The organism is Enorma burkinafasonensis (assembly GCF_902150035.1).
GTDB classification, from domain to species: domain Bacteria; phylum Actinomycetota; class Coriobacteriia; order Coriobacteriales; family Coriobacteriaceae; genus Enorma; species Enorma burkinafasonensis.
On record NZ_LR597510.1, the window covers coordinates 14,098 to 32,575 of the forward strand.

General features: G+C 70.8%; 15 protein-coding genes. All 15 read left to right on the plus strand.

Annotated features, from left to right (window positions below; genetic code table 11):
* Nucleotide 1 precedes the first annotated feature (1 nt).
* The 15 genes from FS885_RS06845 (at nt 2) to FS885_RS06915 (ending at nt 18,453) form a co-directional block, all read left to right on the plus strand.
* The gene (locus tag FS885_RS06845; protein WP_144744322.1) at nt 2-952 is read left to right on the plus strand and encodes a tyrosine recombinase; all 951 of its coding nucleotides are present in this window, start codon (nt 2-4) and stop codon (nt 950-952) included.
* 403 nt (nt 953-1,355) lie between these two features.
* On the plus strand, nt 1,356-1,790 hold the full coding sequence (locus FS885_RS06850) for a division/cell wall cluster transcriptional repressor MraZ (RefSeq protein WP_144744323.1): 435 nt from the start codon (nt 1,356-1,358) through the stop codon (nt 1,788-1,790).
* Nucleotides 1,791-1,811: 21 nt separating this feature from the next.
* Nucleotides 1,812-2,801 carry a 16S rRNA (cytosine(1402)-N(4))-methyltransferase RsmH gene (gene rsmH / locus FS885_RS06855; protein ID WP_144744324.1) on the plus strand — a complete coding sequence of 330 codons (990 nt, stop codon included), beginning with the start codon at nt 1,812-1,814 and terminating at the stop codon, nt 2,799-2,801.
* An 87-nt stretch (nt 2,802-2,888) separates the two neighbouring features.
* Nucleotides 2,889-3,398, plus strand: a complete 510-nt coding sequence (locus tag FS885_RS06860; protein ID WP_246060839.1) for a cell division protein FtsL — start codon at nt 2,889-2,891, stop codon at nt 3,396-3,398.
* Between the two features lie 23 nt (nt 3,399-3,421).
* Entirely contained in the window at nt 3,422-5,335 is a 1,914-nt protein-coding gene (locus FS885_RS06865; RefSeq protein WP_342777742.1) for a peptidoglycan D,D-transpeptidase FtsI family protein, read from the plus strand.
* A 193-nt stretch (nt 5,336-5,528) separates the two neighbouring features.
* Nucleotides 5,529-6,974: a UDP-N-acetylmuramoyl-tripeptide--D-alanyl-D-alanine ligase gene (locus FS885_RS06870; RefSeq protein ID WP_144744325.1), complete on the plus strand. Its 1,446-nt coding sequence runs from the start codon at nt 5,529-5,531 to the stop codon at nt 6,972-6,974.
* Nucleotides 6,975-8,006 (plus strand): phospho-N-acetylmuramoyl-pentapeptide-transferase, encoded by a 1,032-nt coding sequence (mraY, locus tag FS885_RS06875; protein WP_144744326.1) that lies wholly within the window; start codon nt 6,975-6,977, stop codon nt 8,004-8,006.
* Between the two features lie 8 nt (nt 8,007-8,014).
* A complete protein-coding gene (gene murD / locus FS885_RS06880; RefSeq protein WP_144744327.1) occupies nt 8,015-9,424 on the plus strand; it encodes a UDP-N-acetylmuramoyl-L-alanine--D-glutamate ligase in 1,410 nt (469 codons plus the stop codon).
* A 9-nt stretch (nt 9,425-9,433) separates the two neighbouring features.
* Entirely contained in the window at nt 9,434-11,092 is a 1,659-nt protein-coding gene (gene ftsW, locus FS885_RS06885) for a putative lipid II flippase FtsW (RefSeq protein ID WP_144744328.1), read from the plus strand.
* Entirely contained in the window at nt 11,082-12,206 is a 1,125-nt protein-coding gene (gene murG, locus FS885_RS06890; protein ID WP_144744329.1) for an undecaprenyldiphospho-muramoylpentapeptide beta-N-acetylglucosaminyltransferase, read from the plus strand. The genes ftsW and murG overlap by 11 nt, the downstream gene beginning before the upstream one ends.
* Nucleotides 12,207-12,329: 123 nt before the next feature.
* Nucleotides 12,330-13,748 carry a UDP-N-acetylmuramate--L-alanine ligase gene (gene murC, locus FS885_RS06895; RefSeq protein ID WP_186365809.1) on the plus strand — a complete coding sequence of 473 codons (1,419 nt, stop codon included), beginning with the start codon at nt 12,330-12,332 and terminating at the stop codon, nt 13,746-13,748.
* 7 nt (nt 13,749-13,755) lie between these two features.
* Nucleotides 13,756-14,667: a UDP-N-acetylmuramate dehydrogenase gene (murB, locus tag FS885_RS06900; RefSeq protein WP_144744330.1), complete on the plus strand. Its 912-nt coding sequence runs from the start codon at nt 13,756-13,758 to the stop codon at nt 14,665-14,667.
* On the plus strand, nt 14,624-16,204 hold the full coding sequence (locus tag FS885_RS06905; protein ID WP_144744331.1) for an FtsQ-type POTRA domain-containing protein: 1,581 nt from the start codon (nt 14,624-14,626) through the stop codon (nt 16,202-16,204). The genes murB and FS885_RS06905 overlap by 44 nt, the downstream gene beginning before the upstream one ends.
* A gap of 183 nt (nt 16,205-16,387) precedes the next feature.
* A complete protein-coding gene (gene ftsZ, locus FS885_RS06910) occupies nt 16,388-17,527 on the plus strand; it encodes a cell division protein FtsZ (RefSeq protein ID WP_144744332.1) in 1,140 nt (379 codons plus the stop codon).
* 137 nt (nt 17,528-17,664) lie between these two features.
* Complete coding sequence (locus tag FS885_RS06915; RefSeq protein WP_144744333.1) at nt 17,665-18,453, plus strand: purine nucleoside phosphorylase YfiH/LACC1 family protein; 789 nt, start codon at nt 17,665-17,667, stop codon at nt 18,451-18,453.
* Nucleotides 18,454-18,478: the final 25 nt, after the last annotated feature.

Consider the following 18,478-nt stretch of genomic DNA (forward strand, 5'->3'; position numbering starts at 1 on the left):
CGTGGCCGCGCCCGCCCGCAACGGCGCCGCGCGCCCCGGCGCCGCGCCCACGGCGCTCGAGCGCGCGGTGAGGGAGTACCTGGCGTTTCTCGCCGTCGAGCGCAACCTCGCGCGCAACACGGTCGAGGGCTACCGGCGCGACCTCTCCGCCTATACCGGCTTCCTCGCCGAGCGGGACGTCACCGACCCCGACCGCGTCGCGCGCGCCGACATCGACGCGTTCGTCGTCGCGCGCCGCGATGCCGGCTACGCGGACGCCTCGGTCGAGCGCGCGCTTTCCGCCATCAAGGGCCTCCACGCCTTCATGCTGCGCGAGGGGCTCACGACAGCGCATCCCACCGCGGCGCTCCGCCTGCCCAAGAAGGAGGAGCACCTGCCCGACTTCCTCACGATCGACGAGGCCCGCGCCCTGCTCGAGCAGCCGTTCCCCGATACCGCCGCGGCCGCGCGCGACCGTGCCATCCTGGAGGTGCTCTACGGGTGCGGCCTGCGCGTGAACGAGCTTTCAGGTCTCGACCTGCGCGACCTCTACCTCGACGAGGAGTTCATGCGCGTGGTGGGCAAGGGGTCCAAGGAGCGGCTCGTCCCCATCCTGGGCACCGCGCGCGCGGCGCTCATGGGCTATCTCGACGGGCCGCGCGACGAGCTCGCGCGCCACGCCCGATCGGGCCAGGCGACCTCGGCGGTCTTTCTCAACAAGAACGGCGGGCGGCTCTCGCGCCAGTCGGTGCACGCGCTTTGCGAGCGCTACGGCCGCGCCGTGGGCATCGAGGGGCTGCACCCGCACACGCTGCGCCACTCGTTCGCGACCCACATGCTCGCCGGCGGCGCCGACCTGCGCGTCCTGCAGGAGATCTTGGGCCATGCCGACATCTCGACCACGCAGGTCTACACGCACCTCGACCGCACGCAGCTGCGCGAGGTGTACCTTGCCGCCCACCCGCGCGCGTGACGGGGCGCCGAGCGCCATCTCGACCGCAGCCGCGCGCATACGCGCCCACCCGCGCACCTTGCTCGCGCCGTCTCCCCAGGCCACCGGCCACCTGCGGCTTCTCCGTTTCGACACAATTCCTTCGGCCGTCTGCGAAAATCGGTTCAAGTAAAACTTGAAGGTTAGGTTCACCGAGCCCCCATCGACCGGTGGGGGCTCTTTCGTACCGCGAACCCAACATCTTGTGTTCCGCCTTGGGTGGAGGCGGGGTGCCCGCGGGCCCGTCGAGGGGCGCTGGGGTACCGTTGGGGGAGAGAGTGGGAGAAAGTGTTGCGAAAGGGGGAGTCAACCCATATTATTGAAAGCGTCGACGGCGGGGTGGCTCCCGCATCTGCCCACGAGTAAGCCTAAGGGGGTGCAAGCGGTGTATCTGACAGGTACCTACGATCGCAATCTCGATGCGAAGGGTCGTCTGTCTCTGCCGCCTGCCTTCCGTAAGCAGCTTGGGGACCAGGTGCGCGTCCTCGCCGCTCCTGAGAAGGAGATCGACGCCGTGTACGTGTTCACCGAGGACACGTTCCGCGACTGGCTCATGTCGGTGTTCGAGTCAAAGGGTGGCTACAACCCCACGAACGAGCAGCATCGACTGGTCAAGGAGGCTCTTAACGGTGCGGCAACCACACTTGAAATAGACTCCGCCGCCCGTATCAGCCTTCCCGAGTCGGTCCGGGGAGAGGCCCATCTCGACCGCGAGGTGACCGTTGTGGGCAACGACGACCGCCTGGTGATCTGGGATCGCGCGACGCACGAGGCCCGCAAGGCCTCCGTGAAGAGCGCGCTCGCGGACTTCTTCAACTAACGGTCCTGGGAGGGTGCGTGCATGGCAACGGGAACGTTGACACCAGAATATCGGCATGAACCTGTCATGCTCCGGGAAGTGCTCACAGCGCTTCAGCTGGAGAGCGGGTCCGTCGTGTGCGACTGCACGCTCGGCGGCGCCGGCCACTCGGTCGAGATGGCCCGCGCGATCGGCGAGGACGGCCTGCTGATCGGGATCGATCAGGATGACATGGCACTCGCCGCGGCCACCGAGCGGCTCGACCGCGAGGCGCCGGGTACGCCGCACAAGCTCCTGAAGGGCAACTTCGGGGACTTGGACGAGCTCCTCTGCCGGGCCGAGGTGCCCGGCGTCGACGGCATCCTCTTCGATCTTGGCGTTTCGAGCCCGCAACTCGATATCCCAGGAAGGGGCTTCTCGTATCACGAGGACGCCCCGCTCGATATGCGGATGGATCCGGGGAACAACCCCCTAAACGCAGCTCAGGTCATCAACACCTACAACACAGCAGACCTGACCCGGATCCTCAGCATCTACGGGGAGGAGAAGTTCGCCCCGCAGATCGCCCGCGAGATCGTGCGGCGTCGCGAGACGCGCCCGATCGAGACCACCGGCGAGCTCGTCGAGGCCATCAAGGCGGCCATCCCGGCCGCGGCCCGCAGGCGCGCAGGCCACCATCCCGCGCGCAAGAGCTTCCAGGCCATCCGCATCGAGGTGAACCACGAGCTCGAGGTGCTCGAGCGCGGCCTCGAGGCGGCGGTGCGGTGGCTCAACCCGGGAGGGCGCATCTGCGTCATCTCGTACCACTCGCTTGAGGACCGCATCGTGAAGCGGCTCTTCCAGGAGCTGAGCCAGGGCTGCACCTGCCCGCCGGAGATCCCGGTGTGCGTGTGCGGGAACGTGCCGATACTCAAGGTCATCACCCGTAAACCGCTCGTTGCATCCGCCGAAGAGGTGGAGCGCAACCCGCGGGCGAGGTCGGCGAAGATCCGCGTGGCCGAGCGGACGGAGGGCATCCGTCAACGCTCGTGACGCGAGGGCTTCGAAGATCCCACCCGTATCGCTAGAAACGCACTGCAAACGAACCGACGATCGATTTGGGATGGGAGGCCGAGCACCATGGCACGCTATGATTCCAATCTCGCATACGCCTTCGACGCCGCGGCCGCTCCCGAGCGCGCCCGCACCGCCGCGCCGGCCCGCGCCCCGCAGGGCCGCCCGCACCTCGACGTCTACACCGGCGAGGGTCGCGAGGCCAACCAGCTGGTGAGCCCGGTCTTCACCCATGTCGTGAAGGTCTTCTGTGTGCTCGTCGCGCTCGTTTTCACCATCGGTATCGCCCGTGTTACCATCGCAGGCGCCACCGCCTCGTACCTGAACGCGAACGCCGAGGTCTCCTCGTCGCTCGAGGCCGCGCGCGACGACAGCTCGAGCCTCGAGGTGATGAACTCGGTCTACGGCGCCGACACGCGCATCCGCGACCTCGCGATGGGCACGCTCGGCATGGTCGAGCCCGAGGGCTCGGTCACGCTCGATCTGAGTGAGCCCGACGCCGCTGCGACGGAGGGCGACGCGCTCAATGCGGCGGCAGCCGAGGCGGACGCTCCCGCGCCCGTCGCGGCCCAGTAGGCTACCGATCAGATCAGGCACCTATGTCAGCTAACCGATATGGATACGATTCCCGCGGCGGTTCGTCCTCGAGCCGCCGCGGTTCGGGTTCCGCGGGCCGCGGGCCGGCATCGCGTCGCTCCGCCCGCGGCGGTCGCCCGGCTGCGGGCGGCGAGCGCCGCGGCTCGGCCTCCGGCCGCGGTGGCCGCGCGGGGTCGGGCTCGTCCGGCGGCGGCAGGCCCCCGCGCCCGCCGCGCGGCGGCCGCCCCCAGGTCGACCTGCTCCACAGCGACCTCGACCGCGAGCGCATCCCACGGCGCAACGTCGTGATGGGCGCCTTCGGGTTCTGTGTGGCCCTCGGCGTGGGCAAGCTCATCGACTACCAGGTGGTGAACGCGGGGACCTACCGCGACCGCGCCGACCAGCGCCGCGTCTCCAACCAGACACTCTTCGCCAAGCGCGGCACCATCTACGACCGTAACGGCAACGTGCTCACCTCGAGTGTGGAGTGCCAGAACGTCTACGTGAACCCGCAGCTCATCGATGACGAGGACGAGGCGGTCTCCGCTCTCGTGGAGCTCCTCGGCGTCGACGAGGAGGAGTGCCGCGAGAAGGTCGGCCGCGACACCACGTTCGCCTACATCAAGCGCCAGGTCGACCAGGACATCGCCGACGCCCTCGCCGACCGCGAGATCGCCGGCATCGAGTTCGAGCAGACCATGAAGCGCGTCTACCCCTACGGCAACCTCGCCTCGCAGGTGCTGGGCGTGGTGAACATCGACAACGAGGGTGTCTCGGGCCTGGAGAGCTACTACGACGAGCAGCTCCAGGGTGTGAACGGCTCGATCGTGCGCGAGCGCGCCCGCGACGGCTCCTACATCGCCGGCGGCGCCTACGAGAAGGTGAACGCCGAGGACGGCGAGGACCTGGTGCTCGCGCTCGACGTGAACATCCAGTCCGCCGCCGAGAAGGCGCTTGCCGAGGCGGTCCAGTCGTCGGGAGCCAACTACGGCTCGATCCTCGTGATGGACCCCCAGACCGGCGAGATCTTCGCCGCCTGCTCGAACCCCACCTACGACCAGACCGACCTCGCGAACACCGAGGCTGCGGACATGAACCTGCGCGTCGTGACCGACGCCTACGAGCCCGGCTCGGTGTTCAAGGCCCTCGTCACGGGCATGGGCATCGACATGGGCGCCTTCACGCCCGACTCGACCTTCGAGGTCCCCGCCCGCGTCAAGGTGGGCGACGACTGGGTGACCGACGTCGACAAGCGCGACTACGGCATGACCATGACGGTCCGCGAGATCATGCGCCGCTCGTCCAACACCGGCATGGTCCTTTTGGGCGAGCAGATCGGGGCCGACGCCTTCGCCGAGTACCTCGACACCTATGGGATCGGGCACGAGTCGGGCATCGACTTCCCGGGCGAGTCGACGGGCATCGTGCGCGAGCGCAGCGAGTACGACGGCTCGACTCTGGGCTCGATGTCGTTCGGCCAGGGCATCGCCGTCTCGCCCATCGAGGTCGCCCGCGCCGTGGCGAGCATCGCCGGCGGCGGGGTGGCGCACACGCCGCACTTCCTCAAGTCGCACCACGGCGAGGAGGTCGACTGGAGCGACGGCGACGTCGAGACCATCAGCCCCGAGGCCGCCGAGGCCGTGACGTCGATGATGGTGACGGTCGTGGACGAGGGCACCGGCTCGGGCGGCCAGGTGCCCGGCTACGACGTCGCGGGCAAGACCGGCACGGCGGAGCGCGCGAGCGAGGAGGGCGGCTACCAGGAGAACAACTTCATGGCCTCCTTCATGGGCTTCGCGCCGGCGAGCGACCCGAAGGTCCTCGTCTACGTGACGCTCGACGGTACGGCGGGCTCCGGCGGCGGCCAGGCGGCGCCGCCCTTCGCCGCGGTGATGGGGCAGGCGCTCTCGATCCTGGGCGTGGAGCGCACGCGCTAGGCTCACCGGCCGGCCCTGGAGCTCCAGTTGCACACCTTGTGCGATTGGCCGCCCCGCCCGCCGGGCGCGTGCGCCTACGCTACAATAACCTGCTGGTACCGCATGGCGGTGCCGGGGGCGCCCGGGTGCGGGCGCACGATGGAGACGTCGGGCCGGATGAGCTTCGGCCCCGTATATACGAGGGGACGGCACCGTGGAGCTTGCTGTCAGAGAGATCCGGGAGGCGACCGGCGCCGAGCTTCGCGCCGGCGACCCCGAGCGCGTGTGCACGCGCTGCGTTATCGATTCGCGCGAGGCCGGCGAGGGGGCGCTCTTCGTCGCGTTTCCCGGCGAGCGCGTTGACGGCAACGACTTCGCCGCGCAGGCGATCGAGGCCGGCGCCGCGGCCGTGGCGCTCACGCGCGAGCCTACCGCCCGCGAGCTCGAGCTCGCGGTGGAGCGCGGCTGCGCGGTTTTCACGGTCGATGACGCCGAGGGGTTCCTCCTCGCGCTCGCGCACCGCTGGCGGCGCATCCTCGGCTGCACCGTGGTGGGCATCACCGGCTCCATCGGCAAGACCACCACGAAGGACATCCTCGCCGGCGTGCTCGCGCGCCGCTTCCGCGTGCACGTGACCGGCGGCAACTTCAACAACCTCATCGGCATGCCGCTCACCATCCTCGCGGCCCCGCGCGGCACCGAGGTGCTCGTGCTCGAGATGGGCATGAACTCCCGCGGCGAGATCGAGCGGCTCACGCGCTGCGCCGAGCCGTCGCTCGCCGTCATCACCAAGGTGGGCACCTCGCATATCGGCATGCTCGGCAGCCGCGAGAACATCGCGCGCGCCAAGGCCGAGATCGTGGACGGCATGGTGCCCGTGCCCCAGGGTGCGACGGCGGGGGAGCCGGGCGCGGCGCCGCTTCTGGTGCTCACCGGCGAGGACGCCTTCACGCCGTTCATCGCCGACACCTTCGCCCGCCCGGCGGGCGTCGAGGTGCTTCTGGCCGGCTTCGAGGAGCTCGACGCCGTGCGCGCCAGCGCCGTCGAGCTCGACGACGAGGGCCGTCCGCACTTCGCGCTCAAGCTCGAGGACGGCACCTCGATCGACACCATGCTCTCCATCACGGGCCGCCAGTCCGTGGCGAACGCCGTGCTCGCGGCCGCCGTCGCCGCCCGCCTGGGCGCGAGCGCGGAGGATATCGACCAGGCGTTCCGCGCGCTCGCCATCACGGGGCGGCGCCAGGAGATCCGCCGCGCGCGGTGCGGGGCGCGCATCATCGACGACTCGTACAACGCGAGCCCCGAGTCCACGGCCGCCGCGCTCGACCTCATGTGCATGCTGCCGGCCCGCGGCCGGCGCATCGCCGTTCTGGGCGAGATCGGCGAGCTGGGGGGCGAGTCCGCGCGTCTGCACGGGCTCGTGGGTGCCTACGCCGCCGCCAAGAAGCCGGACCTCCTCGTCTGCGTGGGCGGCCCCGGCGCCGAGGAGATGCTCGCGGCCGCCCGCCTCATGGGGCTCGACGAGGACGTGACGCTGCTCGCGAGCTCGGCGGAGGAGGTCGCGCGCCTCATCGCGGGCGACCTTACGGCAGATGATACGGTGCTGGTCAAGGGCTCGCGCTTCGTGGGCCTCGACCGCTTCGTCGAGGAGGTGTGCTAGATGCTCGGCAATCCCGCGTACCCGACCTACCAGACGTTTCTGGCGCTCGGCATCGCCGCGGTCGTGGCGATGGCGCTCATGCCGCTGTGGATCCGGCTGCTCCGGTTCGAGGGCATCGGCCAGCAGGTCCGCGCCGACGGCCCCGAGCGGCACCTCGTGAAGCAGGGCACGCCCACCATGGGCGGCGTGGTCATCCTCGTCTCCGTGCTCGCGACGACGCTCATCATGGCGCGCTTCACCACCGAGATCGCGCTCGTGCTGGGCGCCACCATCGCGACGGGGCTGCTCGGCCTCATCGACGACGCGACCTCCGTCTCGCACGGGCGCTCGCTCGGCCTCACGCCGCACGCCAAGATGATCGGTCTGACCGTCATCTGCGTGACGTTCTGCCTGCTCGCCGTCAACTGGTGCGGCGTCGACCCCCTGGTGCGTTTCCCGGGCGGGCTCTCCATCGACCTCGGCATCCTCACCACGACGCTCGGCGAGGGCGCCGGGGCGTTCAGCATCCCGTGGCTCTACGTCGCCTTCACGTGGCTGCTCATCGCGGGTCTCTCCAACGCGGTGAACCTCACCGACGGCCTGGACGGCCTGGCCGGCGGCACCTCGATGATCGCCATGCTCATCATGGCCGCCTTCGCCTTCATCTCGGGCGACGCCAACCTCGCGGTGTTCTCCGCCGCCTGTGCGGGCGCGTGCCTCGGCTTTCTGTGGTTCAACTGCTACCCCGCGAGCATCTTCATGGGCGACACGGGGTCGCTCGCCCTGGGCGCGGGCTTCGCGTGCATGGCCATCATGACCGGCACCGAGGTGGTCTCGCTCATCGTGGGCGGGCTTTTCATCATCGAGGCCCTCTCGGTGATGATCCAGGTCGTGAGCTTCAAGGCCACGGGGAAGCGCGTCTTCCTCATGGCCCCCATCCACCATCATTTCGAGAAGATGGGCTGGGCCGAGACGAAGGTCGTCATCCGCTTCTGGATCGTGGCGGCCGCCTTCGGCGCGCTCGGGCTCGCCCTCGCCTTCCAGCTGGGATAGTGACCGCGATGCCTCTGCCTCAAACGTTCAGCCTGCTCGTGCTCGGCCAGGGCGGGACCGGTCTCGCCGTCGCCCGATGGGCTTCGGCCCACCTGGGCGGGCGCGTGAGCTCCGTCACCGTCTACGGCGGCGCCTCCTCGAAGGAGACCGACGCCACCCGCGAGCTCGCGCGCGCCGGCGTGCGCTTCGTCTTCTCGACCGAGGAGGTCGCGGGCGCCTACGATGTCTGCGTGGCGAGCCCCGGCATCTCGGAGTTCTCGGATTTCTTCGCCTCGGCGGCGGCCCATGCGACCGAGATCATGGGCGAGCCCGAGTTCGCCTGGCGCCTCTCGCCGGAGCGCTGGATCGCGATCACCGGCACGAACGGCAAGACCACCACGACCTCGCTCGTGAACCACCTGCTCAACGCCGCCGGGATGCCGTGCAGCGCGGTGGGAAACATCGGGACGGCACCCATCGCCGCCGTCGACTCCCGGGCTCCTGGCTCGTGGTTCGCGGCCGAGCTGTCGAGCTACCAGCTCGCGACGACGACCGAGCTGCACCCGCGCGTCGCCGTCCTGCTCAACATCACCGCCGACCATCTGGCCTGGCACCGCACGCACGAGGCCTACGCGGCGGCGAAGCGCCGCATCTTCGCGAACCTCGTTCCGGGCGACCTCGCCGTGGTCTCGATGGACGACCCCGAGGCCGCGGCGTGCGCGCCCGCGGCCGCCTCGCACGGCGCCGCCGTGCTCGAGCTCGCGCTCGCCGACACCGGGGCGGAGCATGCCGCCTTCGTGCGCGACGGGGTGCTCACCGTGCGCCTCGCCGGCACGGAGCGCCCGCTCGTGCCCGTCAGCGAGCTCGGCATCGCCGGCGACCACAACGTCACGAACGCGCTCGCGGCCGCGGCCGCGGCCCTCTGGGTGGGGGCCGACCCCGCGCGGGTCGATGCGGCCTTACGCTCCTTCGCGCCGCTCGAGCACCGCATCGAGCCCGTCGCGACCGTCGACGGGGTGCGCTACGTGAACGATTCCAAGGCGACCAACACCGACGCCGTGGAGAAGGCGCTCACCGCCTTCCCGCAGGTGGGCGTGGTGCTGCTCGTGGGCGGGTCCGACAAGGGCACGCCGCTCGAGGGCTTCGCCCAGCGCGTCGCGGCGTCCTCGGTCAAGGCCGTGGTGTGCTTCGGCGCCGCCCGCCAGCGCTTCCTCGACGCCTTCCGCGAAGCGGACGGCCAGGGCGCCCTCGACATCGCCGAGGCGGGCGACCTCGCCGACGCGGTGCAGGTCGCGCGCTCGCTCGCCGCCGCGGGCGACGTGGTCCTGCTCTCGCCGGCTTGCGCGTCCTACGACGAGTTCTCCGGCTTCGAGGAGCGCGGCCGGCGCTTCAAGGAGCTCGTGGCCGACCTCGGGCCGCGCGACGGCTCCGGGCGCTAGGGGGCGTAGATGGCGACCACGAAGCGCGAAGCCCGGGCGGGATCCGGGGCGAAGGACAAAGAGAACGCGCGCGAGCGGCAAGCGAGCCGGCGCGCGCGCCGCGGCGCGGGCGAGCACTCGGCCCTCGGCGAGAAGCTCATCGCCGGCGTGCCCGCGCGCATCATGCGCCCGCGGCTCGTCTTCCTGAGCTGCCTCGCGGCGCTGCTCGCGTTCGGCCTGCTCATGGTCTACTCCGCCTCGTCGGTCGAGGCGCTCAAGGAGACGGGCAGCTCGACGTACTACCTCGGCCGCCAGGCGACCTTCATGGCGGCGGGCGTCGCGCTCATGCTCGCGGCCTCGCGCGTCTCGCTCGACTTCATGCGCTCGGGGCTCATGTGGGGCATCTGGCTCGGCTTTCTGGCGCTCCTGCTCGCCGTGCTCCTCGTGGGCGTGAACGTGGGCGGCGCCACGCGCTGGATCGTGATCGCCGGTTTCCAGTTCCAGCCCTCGGAGTTCGCCAAGGCCGTGCTCATCCTCACGGCCGCCAAGATCTTCCACGAGTACTACGAGGAGGGCTCGCTCGACACGGCGGCGTTTCTGCTGCAGCTGGCGGTCTGCGTCATCGCCCCGCTCGCCGCGATCATCCTCGAGCCCGACATGGGCACCTGCCTCATCATCGCCTCGACCGTCTATGCGATGTGCTACTTCGCCGGGTTCTCCTACCCGCTTATCGGCTTCATCTTCGTCACGGGCGTGCTTTTGGTGCTCATCTTCGTGCTGGGCTCGAGCTACCGCTCGGCGCGCCTCTTCACGGCGAGCGACCCGTGGCTCGACCCGTACGGCGACGGCTACCAGGCCACGCTCGCCATCATGGCCTTCGCCTCGGGCGGGCTGTTCGGCCGGGGCATCGGCAACTCCACGATGAAGTACAACTACCTGCCCGAGGCCCACAACGACTACATCCTCGCCATCATCGGCGAGGAGCTGGGCTTCGTGGGCACGCTCGTCTTCTTCGCGCTCTACCTCATGATGATCTACGCCGCCTTCAAGATCGCCGCGCAGTCGCCCACGGTGCACGGCAGGCTCGTCGCCTACGGCTCGGCCTTCATGATCATGGCGCAGTTCCTGGTGAACATCCTCGGCATCCTGGGTGTCACGCCCATGACGGGCAAGACGCTGCCGTTCATCTCCTACGGCGGCTCCTCGATGATGGCCATGCTCATCCTCGCGGGCCTCATCCTGCGCGTGTCGATCGAGAGCAACCCGCTCACCTCGCACGACGCGCGCCGCGCCGCCTTCCAGGTGGTGCGCGAGGACGCGGCGGGTGGCGTCGCGGACGCGGCTCCCGGCACCATCGAGGGCAGCACCGCGGGCGCGCCCCGGGTGCGCGGAACCGGCCGGCAGCGCGGCTTCTCCGTGGTGGACGGCGCCGCCCCCGAGGGGCAGGCCCGCCCGTCCGGCAGGAGGTCCGCGGGCGGGGCGGGGGAGCGGCGCCGCCCGCAGGGCACGGACAGGCCGCCGCGCGCTGACGCGGGCCGGCGCGGGTCCTGGGAGCGGGTCGACCTGGGCGCCGACCCGGCGGACCGCCTGCGCTCGCGCGGGGTCCGCACGAACTATGATGGGACGGAACCGTCCCGCGACCGGCGGGGCCGCGGGCGCGACCGGGGGAGGAACAGCCATGACCGCTAGCCTCAACATCGCCATTGCCGCCGGCGGAACGGCCGGCCACGTGAATCCGGCCCTGGCGCTCGCCGAGGAGCTCCGCGAGCGCGGGCACCGGGTGACGTTTTACGGCGAGACCCGCCGCCTGGAGGGCACCCTCGTGCCGCAGGCGGGCTTCGCCTTCCAGCCGATCGACGTGACCGGCTTCGACCGCTCGCGCCCTTGGACGCTCGTCTCGGCCCTGGTGAGGCTCTCGCGCGAGGCGGCGCGCCTCACGCGCCTCTTCGAGGACGACGCCGCGCTCAGGCCCGACGTGGCGATCGGCTTCGGCGCCTACGTGGAGCTGCCGCTCGTGCGCGCCGCGGCGCACCTGGGGATCCCGTACGCCCTGCACGAGCAGAACTCCGTGCCGGGGCTCGCCAACAAGCAGTCCGCCAAGGGCGCCTCGCTCATCGCCGTCGCGCAGCCGAGCGTCTCGGCGGTCTTCGAGCAGCGCGGCGCCGCGCCTGAGCGCATCGTGTTCACCGGTAACCCCGTGCGCCGCTCCGTGCTCGCGGGGGACCGCGTGCGCGGCCGTGCCGCGCTCGGCGTGCGCGACGGGGAGACGCTCCTCGTCACCTTCGGCGGCTCGCTCGGGGCGCACCACCTGAACGAGCGCATGATCTCCCTCAAGGAGGCCCTCCTGGCCCTTTCCGGCGTGCACGTGCTCCACTCGACCGGCGCCGACGACTACGACGGCACCGAGCGCGCCCTCGCGCTCGCGCCCGCCGAGGCCGAGCGCTACCGCGTGCGGCCCTACATCGACGACATGGGCGACGTGCTCGCGGCGGCCGACCTCGTGCTCTCGCGCGCCGGCGCCTCCTCGATCGCCGAGATCGCGGCGCTCGCGGTGCCCTCGGTCCTCGTGCCCTACCCGCACGCCACGGCCGACCACCAGACCACCAACGCGCGTCTTCTGGTCGATGCCGGCGCTGCCGTCATGTTCCCCGACGCCCGCATCGACGACGCGGATTTCGCCGACGAGCTGCTGGGGTTGCTCGCGGACCCCGAGCGCCGCGCGGCGATGCGCGAGCGCGCCCGCGGGCTCGAGCAGGCGCGGGCGGCGGAGCGCCTCGCCGACGCGCTCGAGGGGCTCGCGTAGGGCGCGGGCGCGCCCGCCGCGCCGGCCGCCGCGCCACAAGCGCGCCGATTTGAAGTAAACTGATACGTTTGACAAGGGGGACCGCCGCGCGGTCCCTATCCCCTGATAAAGGAGCACTCACTTATGGGACAGACCTCAGCGACCCTGAACGCGCCCGACTCGATGCGTGTGCATTTTATCGGCGTGGGAGGTGCCGGCATGAGCGGCATCGCGCTCGTGCTGCATGAGCGCGGCTACGCGGTGAGCGGCTCCGACCTCAAGAAGTCCCGCTACATCCGCCAGCTCATCCGCGCCGGCGTGGACATCCACATCGGGCACGACGCGGCGACCATAGACGAGGTGCGCCCGGACGTGGTGGTGGTCTCGACCGCTATCCCCGAGACCAACCCGGAGCTCATGCGCGCCCGCGAGCTCAAGATCCCCGTCTGGCCGCGCGCCAAGATGCTCTCCGAGCTCGGCCACGGCTACACCACCGTCGCCATCGCCGGCACGCACGGCAAGACCACGACGTCCTCCATGTGCGCCACGATGCTCGACCGCATGGGCCTCGACCCGAGCTTCCTCATCGGCGGCATCGTCGAGGGCTACGACACCAACGGCCGCAACGGGCAGGGCCCGCACTTCGTCTGCGAGGCCGACGAGTCCGACAAGTCGTTCCTCTACCTCGACCCCGACGTGGTCGTGGTGACCAACATCGAGGCCGACCACCTCGACCACTACGACTCGCTCGACGAGATCGAGCGCACCTTCGCCGAGTTCATGGGCCTCGTCGGCGAGGAGGGCACCGTCATCGCCTGCGCCGAGAGCCCGCATCTCGCCGAGCTCGCGCGAGGCACCGGCCGGCGCGTGGTCACCTACGGCACCGCCGCGGACGCCGACGTGCGCTGCATCCCCGACGAGCGCACCGAGGGCCTCGCCGGCGGCTGCACCGTGCGCTTCCCCGACGGAAGCGAGCGCCACGTAACCATCAAGGCCAACCCGGGCCTCCATAACCTCCTGAACGCCACCGCGTCGCTTACCGTGGCCTGGGTGCTCGACCTCGACACCGCCGCCGCGGCCGAGGCGCTCTCGGGCTTCGCCGGGGTGCGCCGCCGCTTCACGCACGTGGGCGACATCGACGGGATCACCGTCGTGGACGACTACGGGCACCATCCCACCGAGATCAAGGCGACGCTCGCCGCCGCCGCGCGCCTCGGCTACCCGAGCGTGGGCGTGGTATTCCAGCCGCATCGCTACTCGCGCCTCCAAGCCTTCGCCGACGACTTCGCCGACGCCTTCGCCGAGGCGGACCGCCTCGTGCTCATCGACGTGTTCTCCGCGGGCGAGATGCCCATCCCGGGCGTCACGAGCCGCATGCTCGCCGACCTGGTGCGCGAGCGGCACCCGGGCAAGGAGGTCGTCTACGTGGGCGACCGCATGAAGCTTCCCGAGGTGCTCGCCGAGGTGGTGAAGCCGGGCGACCTGTTCATCACCATGGGCGCCGGCGACGTGACCGCCGTGGGGCCCGAGTTCATCGAGTACCTCTCCCAGCGAGAGGCGTAAGGGTCTCATGGGCCTCTTCAACGCGGTCATGGCGCTCTCCGGGGCCGTCGACACCGACGTCTCCGAGCACGAGCGCCTCGCGCGCCACACCACCTACCGCATCGGCGGCCCCGCCGACCTGTTCGTGACCTGCCACAGCTACCACGCGCTGCGCCGCACCGTCGACGTGCTCGCGCGCGAGCGGGTCCCCTGGGTCGTCATCGGCCGCGGGTCGAACCTGCTCGTCGCCGACGAGGGCTACCGCGGCGCGGTCATCACGCTCGGCAACGAGTTCGGCCGTACGGTGCTCGCCGACGATGGCCGCACGCTCACGGTGGGCGCGGGCGTGGTGCTCATGCGACTCGTGAACGAGGCCTACGCGAAGGGCCTCTCAGGGCTGGAGTTCGCCGTGGGGATCCCCGGCACCGTGGGCGGCGCGGTCTCCATGGACGCCGGCACGCGCACCGAGTGGATCGGCTCGGTCGTGAAGGAGGTCGTCACCTTCAAGCCGGGCGCGGGTTTTCGCCACTACGGCGCCGGCGACATCGTCTGGGGCTACCGTACCTGCACGCTCCCGCGCGACGAGATCGTGCTGGAGGCCACGCTCGAGCTCGAGCCCGCCGCGAAGCTCGACATCCGCACCAAGATGGAGCGCTACCTCTCCCGGCGCCGCCGCACGCAGCCGATCGGCGTCGCGAGCTGCGGCTCGGTCTTCCGCAACCCGCCCGAGGGAAGTGTAGGGAAGATGGTCGAGGACTGTGGATTGAAGGGTTTTTCGGTCGGCGGGGCCGAGGTATCGCCCGTCCACGGTAACTTTATCGTGAACACGGGAACCGCGACGGCATCCGACGTCGCCGCGGTCATCAGGCACGTCTACGAGAAGGTTCAGGAGGAGTATGGCGTCGAGCTTCAACCGGAAGTCAAGTTCCTCGGCTTCTAGCGCCTCCAAACCGACCTTCCGCCGCGCCGGCGCCTCCTCGTCGCGCCCCGCCCAGGGCCCGCGCCCCAAGAAGGCGGCGCGCCCGGGCGCGGCACCCGCCAAGAAGAAGGCTCCCGCCAGGAAGGCCCCGGCAGCGGCCGGCGCCGCCCGCGGCGGCTCGCTTCTGGGCGGGACGGGCAAGGCCAAGGCCGCCCGCCCGCGCAAGACCTCGCTTTCGGCCCCCGCAGCCAAGTCCGCCTCGCCTAAGCCGCAGGCCCCGAAGGCCCGCGTCCAGGCCAAGGGCGCCGCGCCCGCCGGCAAGGGCGCCGCCCCCACCGTGCGCCGTCCCGCCGGCAAGCCCGCGGGCGGCAGGCGCCCGGCCGGCCCCGGCACCAAGCGCGTCCTCTCCACGCCGCCGTCCAAGAGGACGGTATCCGGCGGGAAGGGGTTCGCGCTCCCGGCCCTCCCGCACATCCCGCTGCCCAAGCTTCCCGCGCTGCCGGGGCGCTTCATCGGCATCGCCCTCGCGGCCGTCCTCGCGCTCGGCGTGCTCGGCATCGTGGTGGCCAACTCGCCGCTCTTCGCGATCACGGACGTGGTCGTGAACGGCAGCGAGCACGTCACGCAGGAGGCGGCCGAGCAGCTGGTCGACGTGCCCCAGGGCTCGACCCTCATGAACGTCGACGTGGGCGCCATCGAGGAGTCGCTCGGGCAGAACCCCTGGATCGCCGGCGCGGACGTGGAGCGCCGGTTCCCGCATACCCTCGTGGTGACGCCCCGCGAGCACGAGGTCGTCGCCATCGCGTTCATCGCCTCGAGCGACGTCGCGTGGAGCATCAGCGCCGAGGGGACATGGATCGCGCCGATCTCGCTCTCCGTCACGGTCGATGCCGAGGGCAACGTCGCGCCCGCCTCCGCGCTCGCGCCTGCGGACGCGGGGACGCCGGCATCGGCCGATGCGCAGGACGCCGCCGCGGACGATGCGGCGGACGGCGATGCCGCTGTGGCAGATGACGGGGCGGGGGAGCCGTCCGACGGCGGATCTGCCGCCGCGGCTTCCGATACCTCCGATGAGGGCGGCGCGGCGTCGGGCGACGATGCGGACGCCGCGGACGATGCCGGCGACGGGGAGGCGGCTGACGCCGTCCAGCAGGCGCCGGCGGTCGCGGTGCCGGAGGGGAGCCAGCTCCTCACGGGCATGGATGCCGCCGTCGCGCTCGCCCAGCAGGACGGGGTCGTGCTCTTCACGGATGTCGCCGCCGACATCGAGCCGTCCTCGGGCGCCGAGGTCACCTCGGAGGTGCTCCTCGCGGGCCTCGAGTACGTGAACGGCTTTACGGCCTCCTTCCGCTCCGAGGTGCGCGAGCTGTCGCTCGAGTCGGTCGAGGCGATCTCGGCCATCCTGAAATCGGGCATTGAGGTCTCGCTCGGCGAGCCGGTCGACATCGCCACGAAGGAGCGCATCATAACCCGCCTGCTCGAGCAGGAGCAGGGCGTGGTCTACATCAACGTGAGCACGCCTGACCACTACACCTTCAGGCAGGCGCAGAGCGACTAGACCTGACCGGTGAACGGTTGATGCCCTGACCTGCGTATCTCCTGCGAAATCCACATTTTGGGCCGCGTCGGTTGACTTCAAAGCGCGTTTTGTGCAAACATATGCCGGTTTACCTCGACGTTTAATGTAAACTTGAAGGTTAAAGTTAGGACCAGATCCGCAGCCCGATTTCGGAGGACCGACATGCACGAGAACGAGATCAGCAATTACCTCGCCGTTATCAAGGTAGTCGGCGTGGGCGGCGGCGGAACCAACGCGGTCAACCGCATGATCGAGGAGGGCATCCGCGGCGTCGAGTTCGTCGCCATCAACACCGACGCCCAGGCACTCGCGATCTCGGATGCGGACATCAAGGTGCACATCGGCACCGACCTCACTCGCGGCCTCGGCGCCGGCGCCAACCCCGAGATCGGCCGCAAGGCGGCCGACGAGAGCCGCGACGACATCCAGGAGGCGCTCGCCGGCGCCGACATGGTGTTCATCACCGCGGGCGAGGGCGGCGGCACGGGCACGGGCGCCGCTCCCATCGTGGCCGACATCGCCATGAACGACATCGGCGCGCTCACGGTCGCCGTCGTCACCAAGCCCTTCACCTTCGAGGGCCGCAAGCGCAAGGCCAGCGCCGAGGAGGGCATCCGCACGCTCGCCGACTGCGTCGACACCATGATCGTCATCCCCAACGACAAGCTGCTCGATATCGCCGAGAAAAAGACCACCATGCTCGAGGCCTTCGCCACGGCCGACGGCGTGCTCTCGCAGGGCACCCAGGGCATCACGGACCTCATCACCGTGCCCGGCATCATCAACCTCGACTTCGCCGACGTGAAGACCATCATGAAGCAGGCCGGCACGGCCATGATGGGCATCGGCACCGCCTCCGGCGACAACCGCGCCGTGGACGCCGCCCAGCAGGCCATCTCGAGCCGCCTGCTCGAGAGCTCCATCGACGGCGCGACCCGCGTCCTGCTCTCCATCGCCGGCTCCAAGGACCTCGGCATCCAGGAGATCAACGACGCCGCCGACCTCGTCGCGAACGCCGTCGACTCCGAGGCCAACATCATCTTCGGTACCGTTGTGGACGAGTCCCTTGGCGACCAGGTGCGCATCACCGTCATCGCCACCGGCTTCACCGACCGCAACGTCAACCGCCAGGACGAGCTCTTCACGCCCGCGAGCTCCCGTGCCGAGCGCGAGCCGGCCGGCGCCCACGCCGCGCCCGCCCAGAGCGCTCCCTCGACGCGCACCATCGGCGGCACCGAGGTCCCCAACTTCGGCAACGACCAGTTCGAGCTGCCCGACTTCCTGAAGCGCGGCAACTTCTAAGGGCCGGGGCCCATCACCAACGGATCGTCTGCCAGGCGCCTCGGTTCCCGGGGCGCCTGCTCATATCCACCCGAGGCGGCCCGCTCACCGGCCGCACCAGACGGCGTCGCGCAGGCGCCGTGAGAAAGGACCGCACCATGGAGCTCACGCGCATCGAACATGACGGGGTCGCCCTCGTCGGAAGCCTCGAGGGGCCGGTGGCCTTCGGCTTCACCGAGCGCACAGGCGGCGTCTCGGTGGCGCCCTTTACCTCGCTGAACCTCGGCGCGCATGTGGGCGACGACCCCGAGGCGGTGGGGGAGAACCGCCGCCGCGCGCTCGCCGCGCTCGGCGCCGAGGGCCTCGCGGGGTGCCTCATCGTGCCCAACCAGGTGCACGGCGACCATGTGGCCATTGTGCGCACGGGCGACGACGCGGAGCTCGAGCGCGTGCGCGCCGAGGCCGCCGAGGGCGCCGACGCGATCGTGTGCCGCGCCCCGGGCGTCCCCGTGCTTCTGTGCTTCGCCGACTGCGTGCCGGTCATCGTCGTCGCCGAGGGCGGGTTCGCCGTGGCGCACTCCGGCTGGAAGGGCACGTACGCCGGCATCGCGGGCAAGGCGGCGCGCCTGCTCGCCTCCGAGCTCGGCTGCGACCCCGCCGGCATGGACGCCTTCATAGGCCCGCACATCCTCGGGGACGAGTACGAGGTCTCGCCCGAGCTCATCGAGCGCTTCGGCGAGCGCTACCCTGCCTCGGTGCGCCCGGGCTCGCGCCTGCTCGACCTGGCGGCGGCCATCCGGCAGTCGCTCGAGGCGGCGGGGCTTGCGGCGGAGCGCATCTGCGACACGGGGCTCTCGACGCTCTCGGGCACGGACCGCTTCTACTCGTACCGCGGCGAGGGCGGCACCTGCGGGCGCCATGGGGCCATCGCCGTGCTGCGCGCGTAGGCCCGGCGCCCCGCACGCCGCGGCA

What these genes read in the sequence shown, in the direction of transcription:
- murB (WP_144744330.1), top strand. Translation starts at nt 13,756, where the DNA reads ATGGGCCTCTTCAACGCGGTCATGGCGCTCTCCGGGGCCGTCGACACC.
- FS885_RS06865 (WP_342777742.1), top strand. Translation starts at nt 3,422, where the DNA reads ATGTCAGCTAACCGATATGGATACGATTCCCGCGGCGGTTCGTCCTCG.
- FS885_RS06915 (WP_144744333.1), top strand. Translation starts at nt 17,665, where the DNA reads ATGGAGCTCACGCGCATCGAACATGACGGGGTCGCCCTCGTCGGAAGC.
- ftsW (WP_144744328.1), top strand. Translation starts at nt 9,434, where the DNA reads ATGGCGACCACGAAGCGCGAAGCCCGGGCGGGATCCGGGGCGAAGGAC.
- ftsZ (WP_144744332.1), top strand. Translation starts at nt 16,388, where the DNA reads ATGCACGAGAACGAGATCAGCAATTACCTCGCCGTTATCAAGGTAGTC.
- mraY (WP_144744326.1), top strand. Translation starts at nt 6,975, where the DNA reads ATGCTCGGCAATCCCGCGTACCCGACCTACCAGACGTTTCTGGCGCTC.
- rsmH (WP_144744324.1), top strand. Translation starts at nt 1,812, where the DNA reads ATGGCAACGGGAACGTTGACACCAGAATATCGGCATGAACCTGTCATG.
- murD (WP_144744327.1), top strand. Translation starts at nt 8,015, where the DNA reads ATGCCTCTGCCTCAAACGTTCAGCCTGCTCGTGCTCGGCCAGGGCGGG.
- FS885_RS06860 (WP_246060839.1), top strand. Translation starts at nt 2,889, where the DNA reads ATGGCACGCTATGATTCCAATCTCGCATACGCCTTCGACGCCGCGGCC.
- FS885_RS06905 (WP_144744331.1), top strand. Translation starts at nt 14,624, where the DNA reads ATGGCGTCGAGCTTCAACCGGAAGTCAAGTTCCTCGGCTTCTAGCGCC.
- murG (WP_144744329.1), top strand. Translation starts at nt 11,082, where the DNA reads ATGACCGCTAGCCTCAACATCGCCATTGCCGCCGGCGGAACGGCCGGC.
- murC (WP_186365809.1), top strand. Translation starts at nt 12,330, where the DNA reads ATGGGACAGACCTCAGCGACCCTGAACGCGCCCGACTCGATGCGTGTG.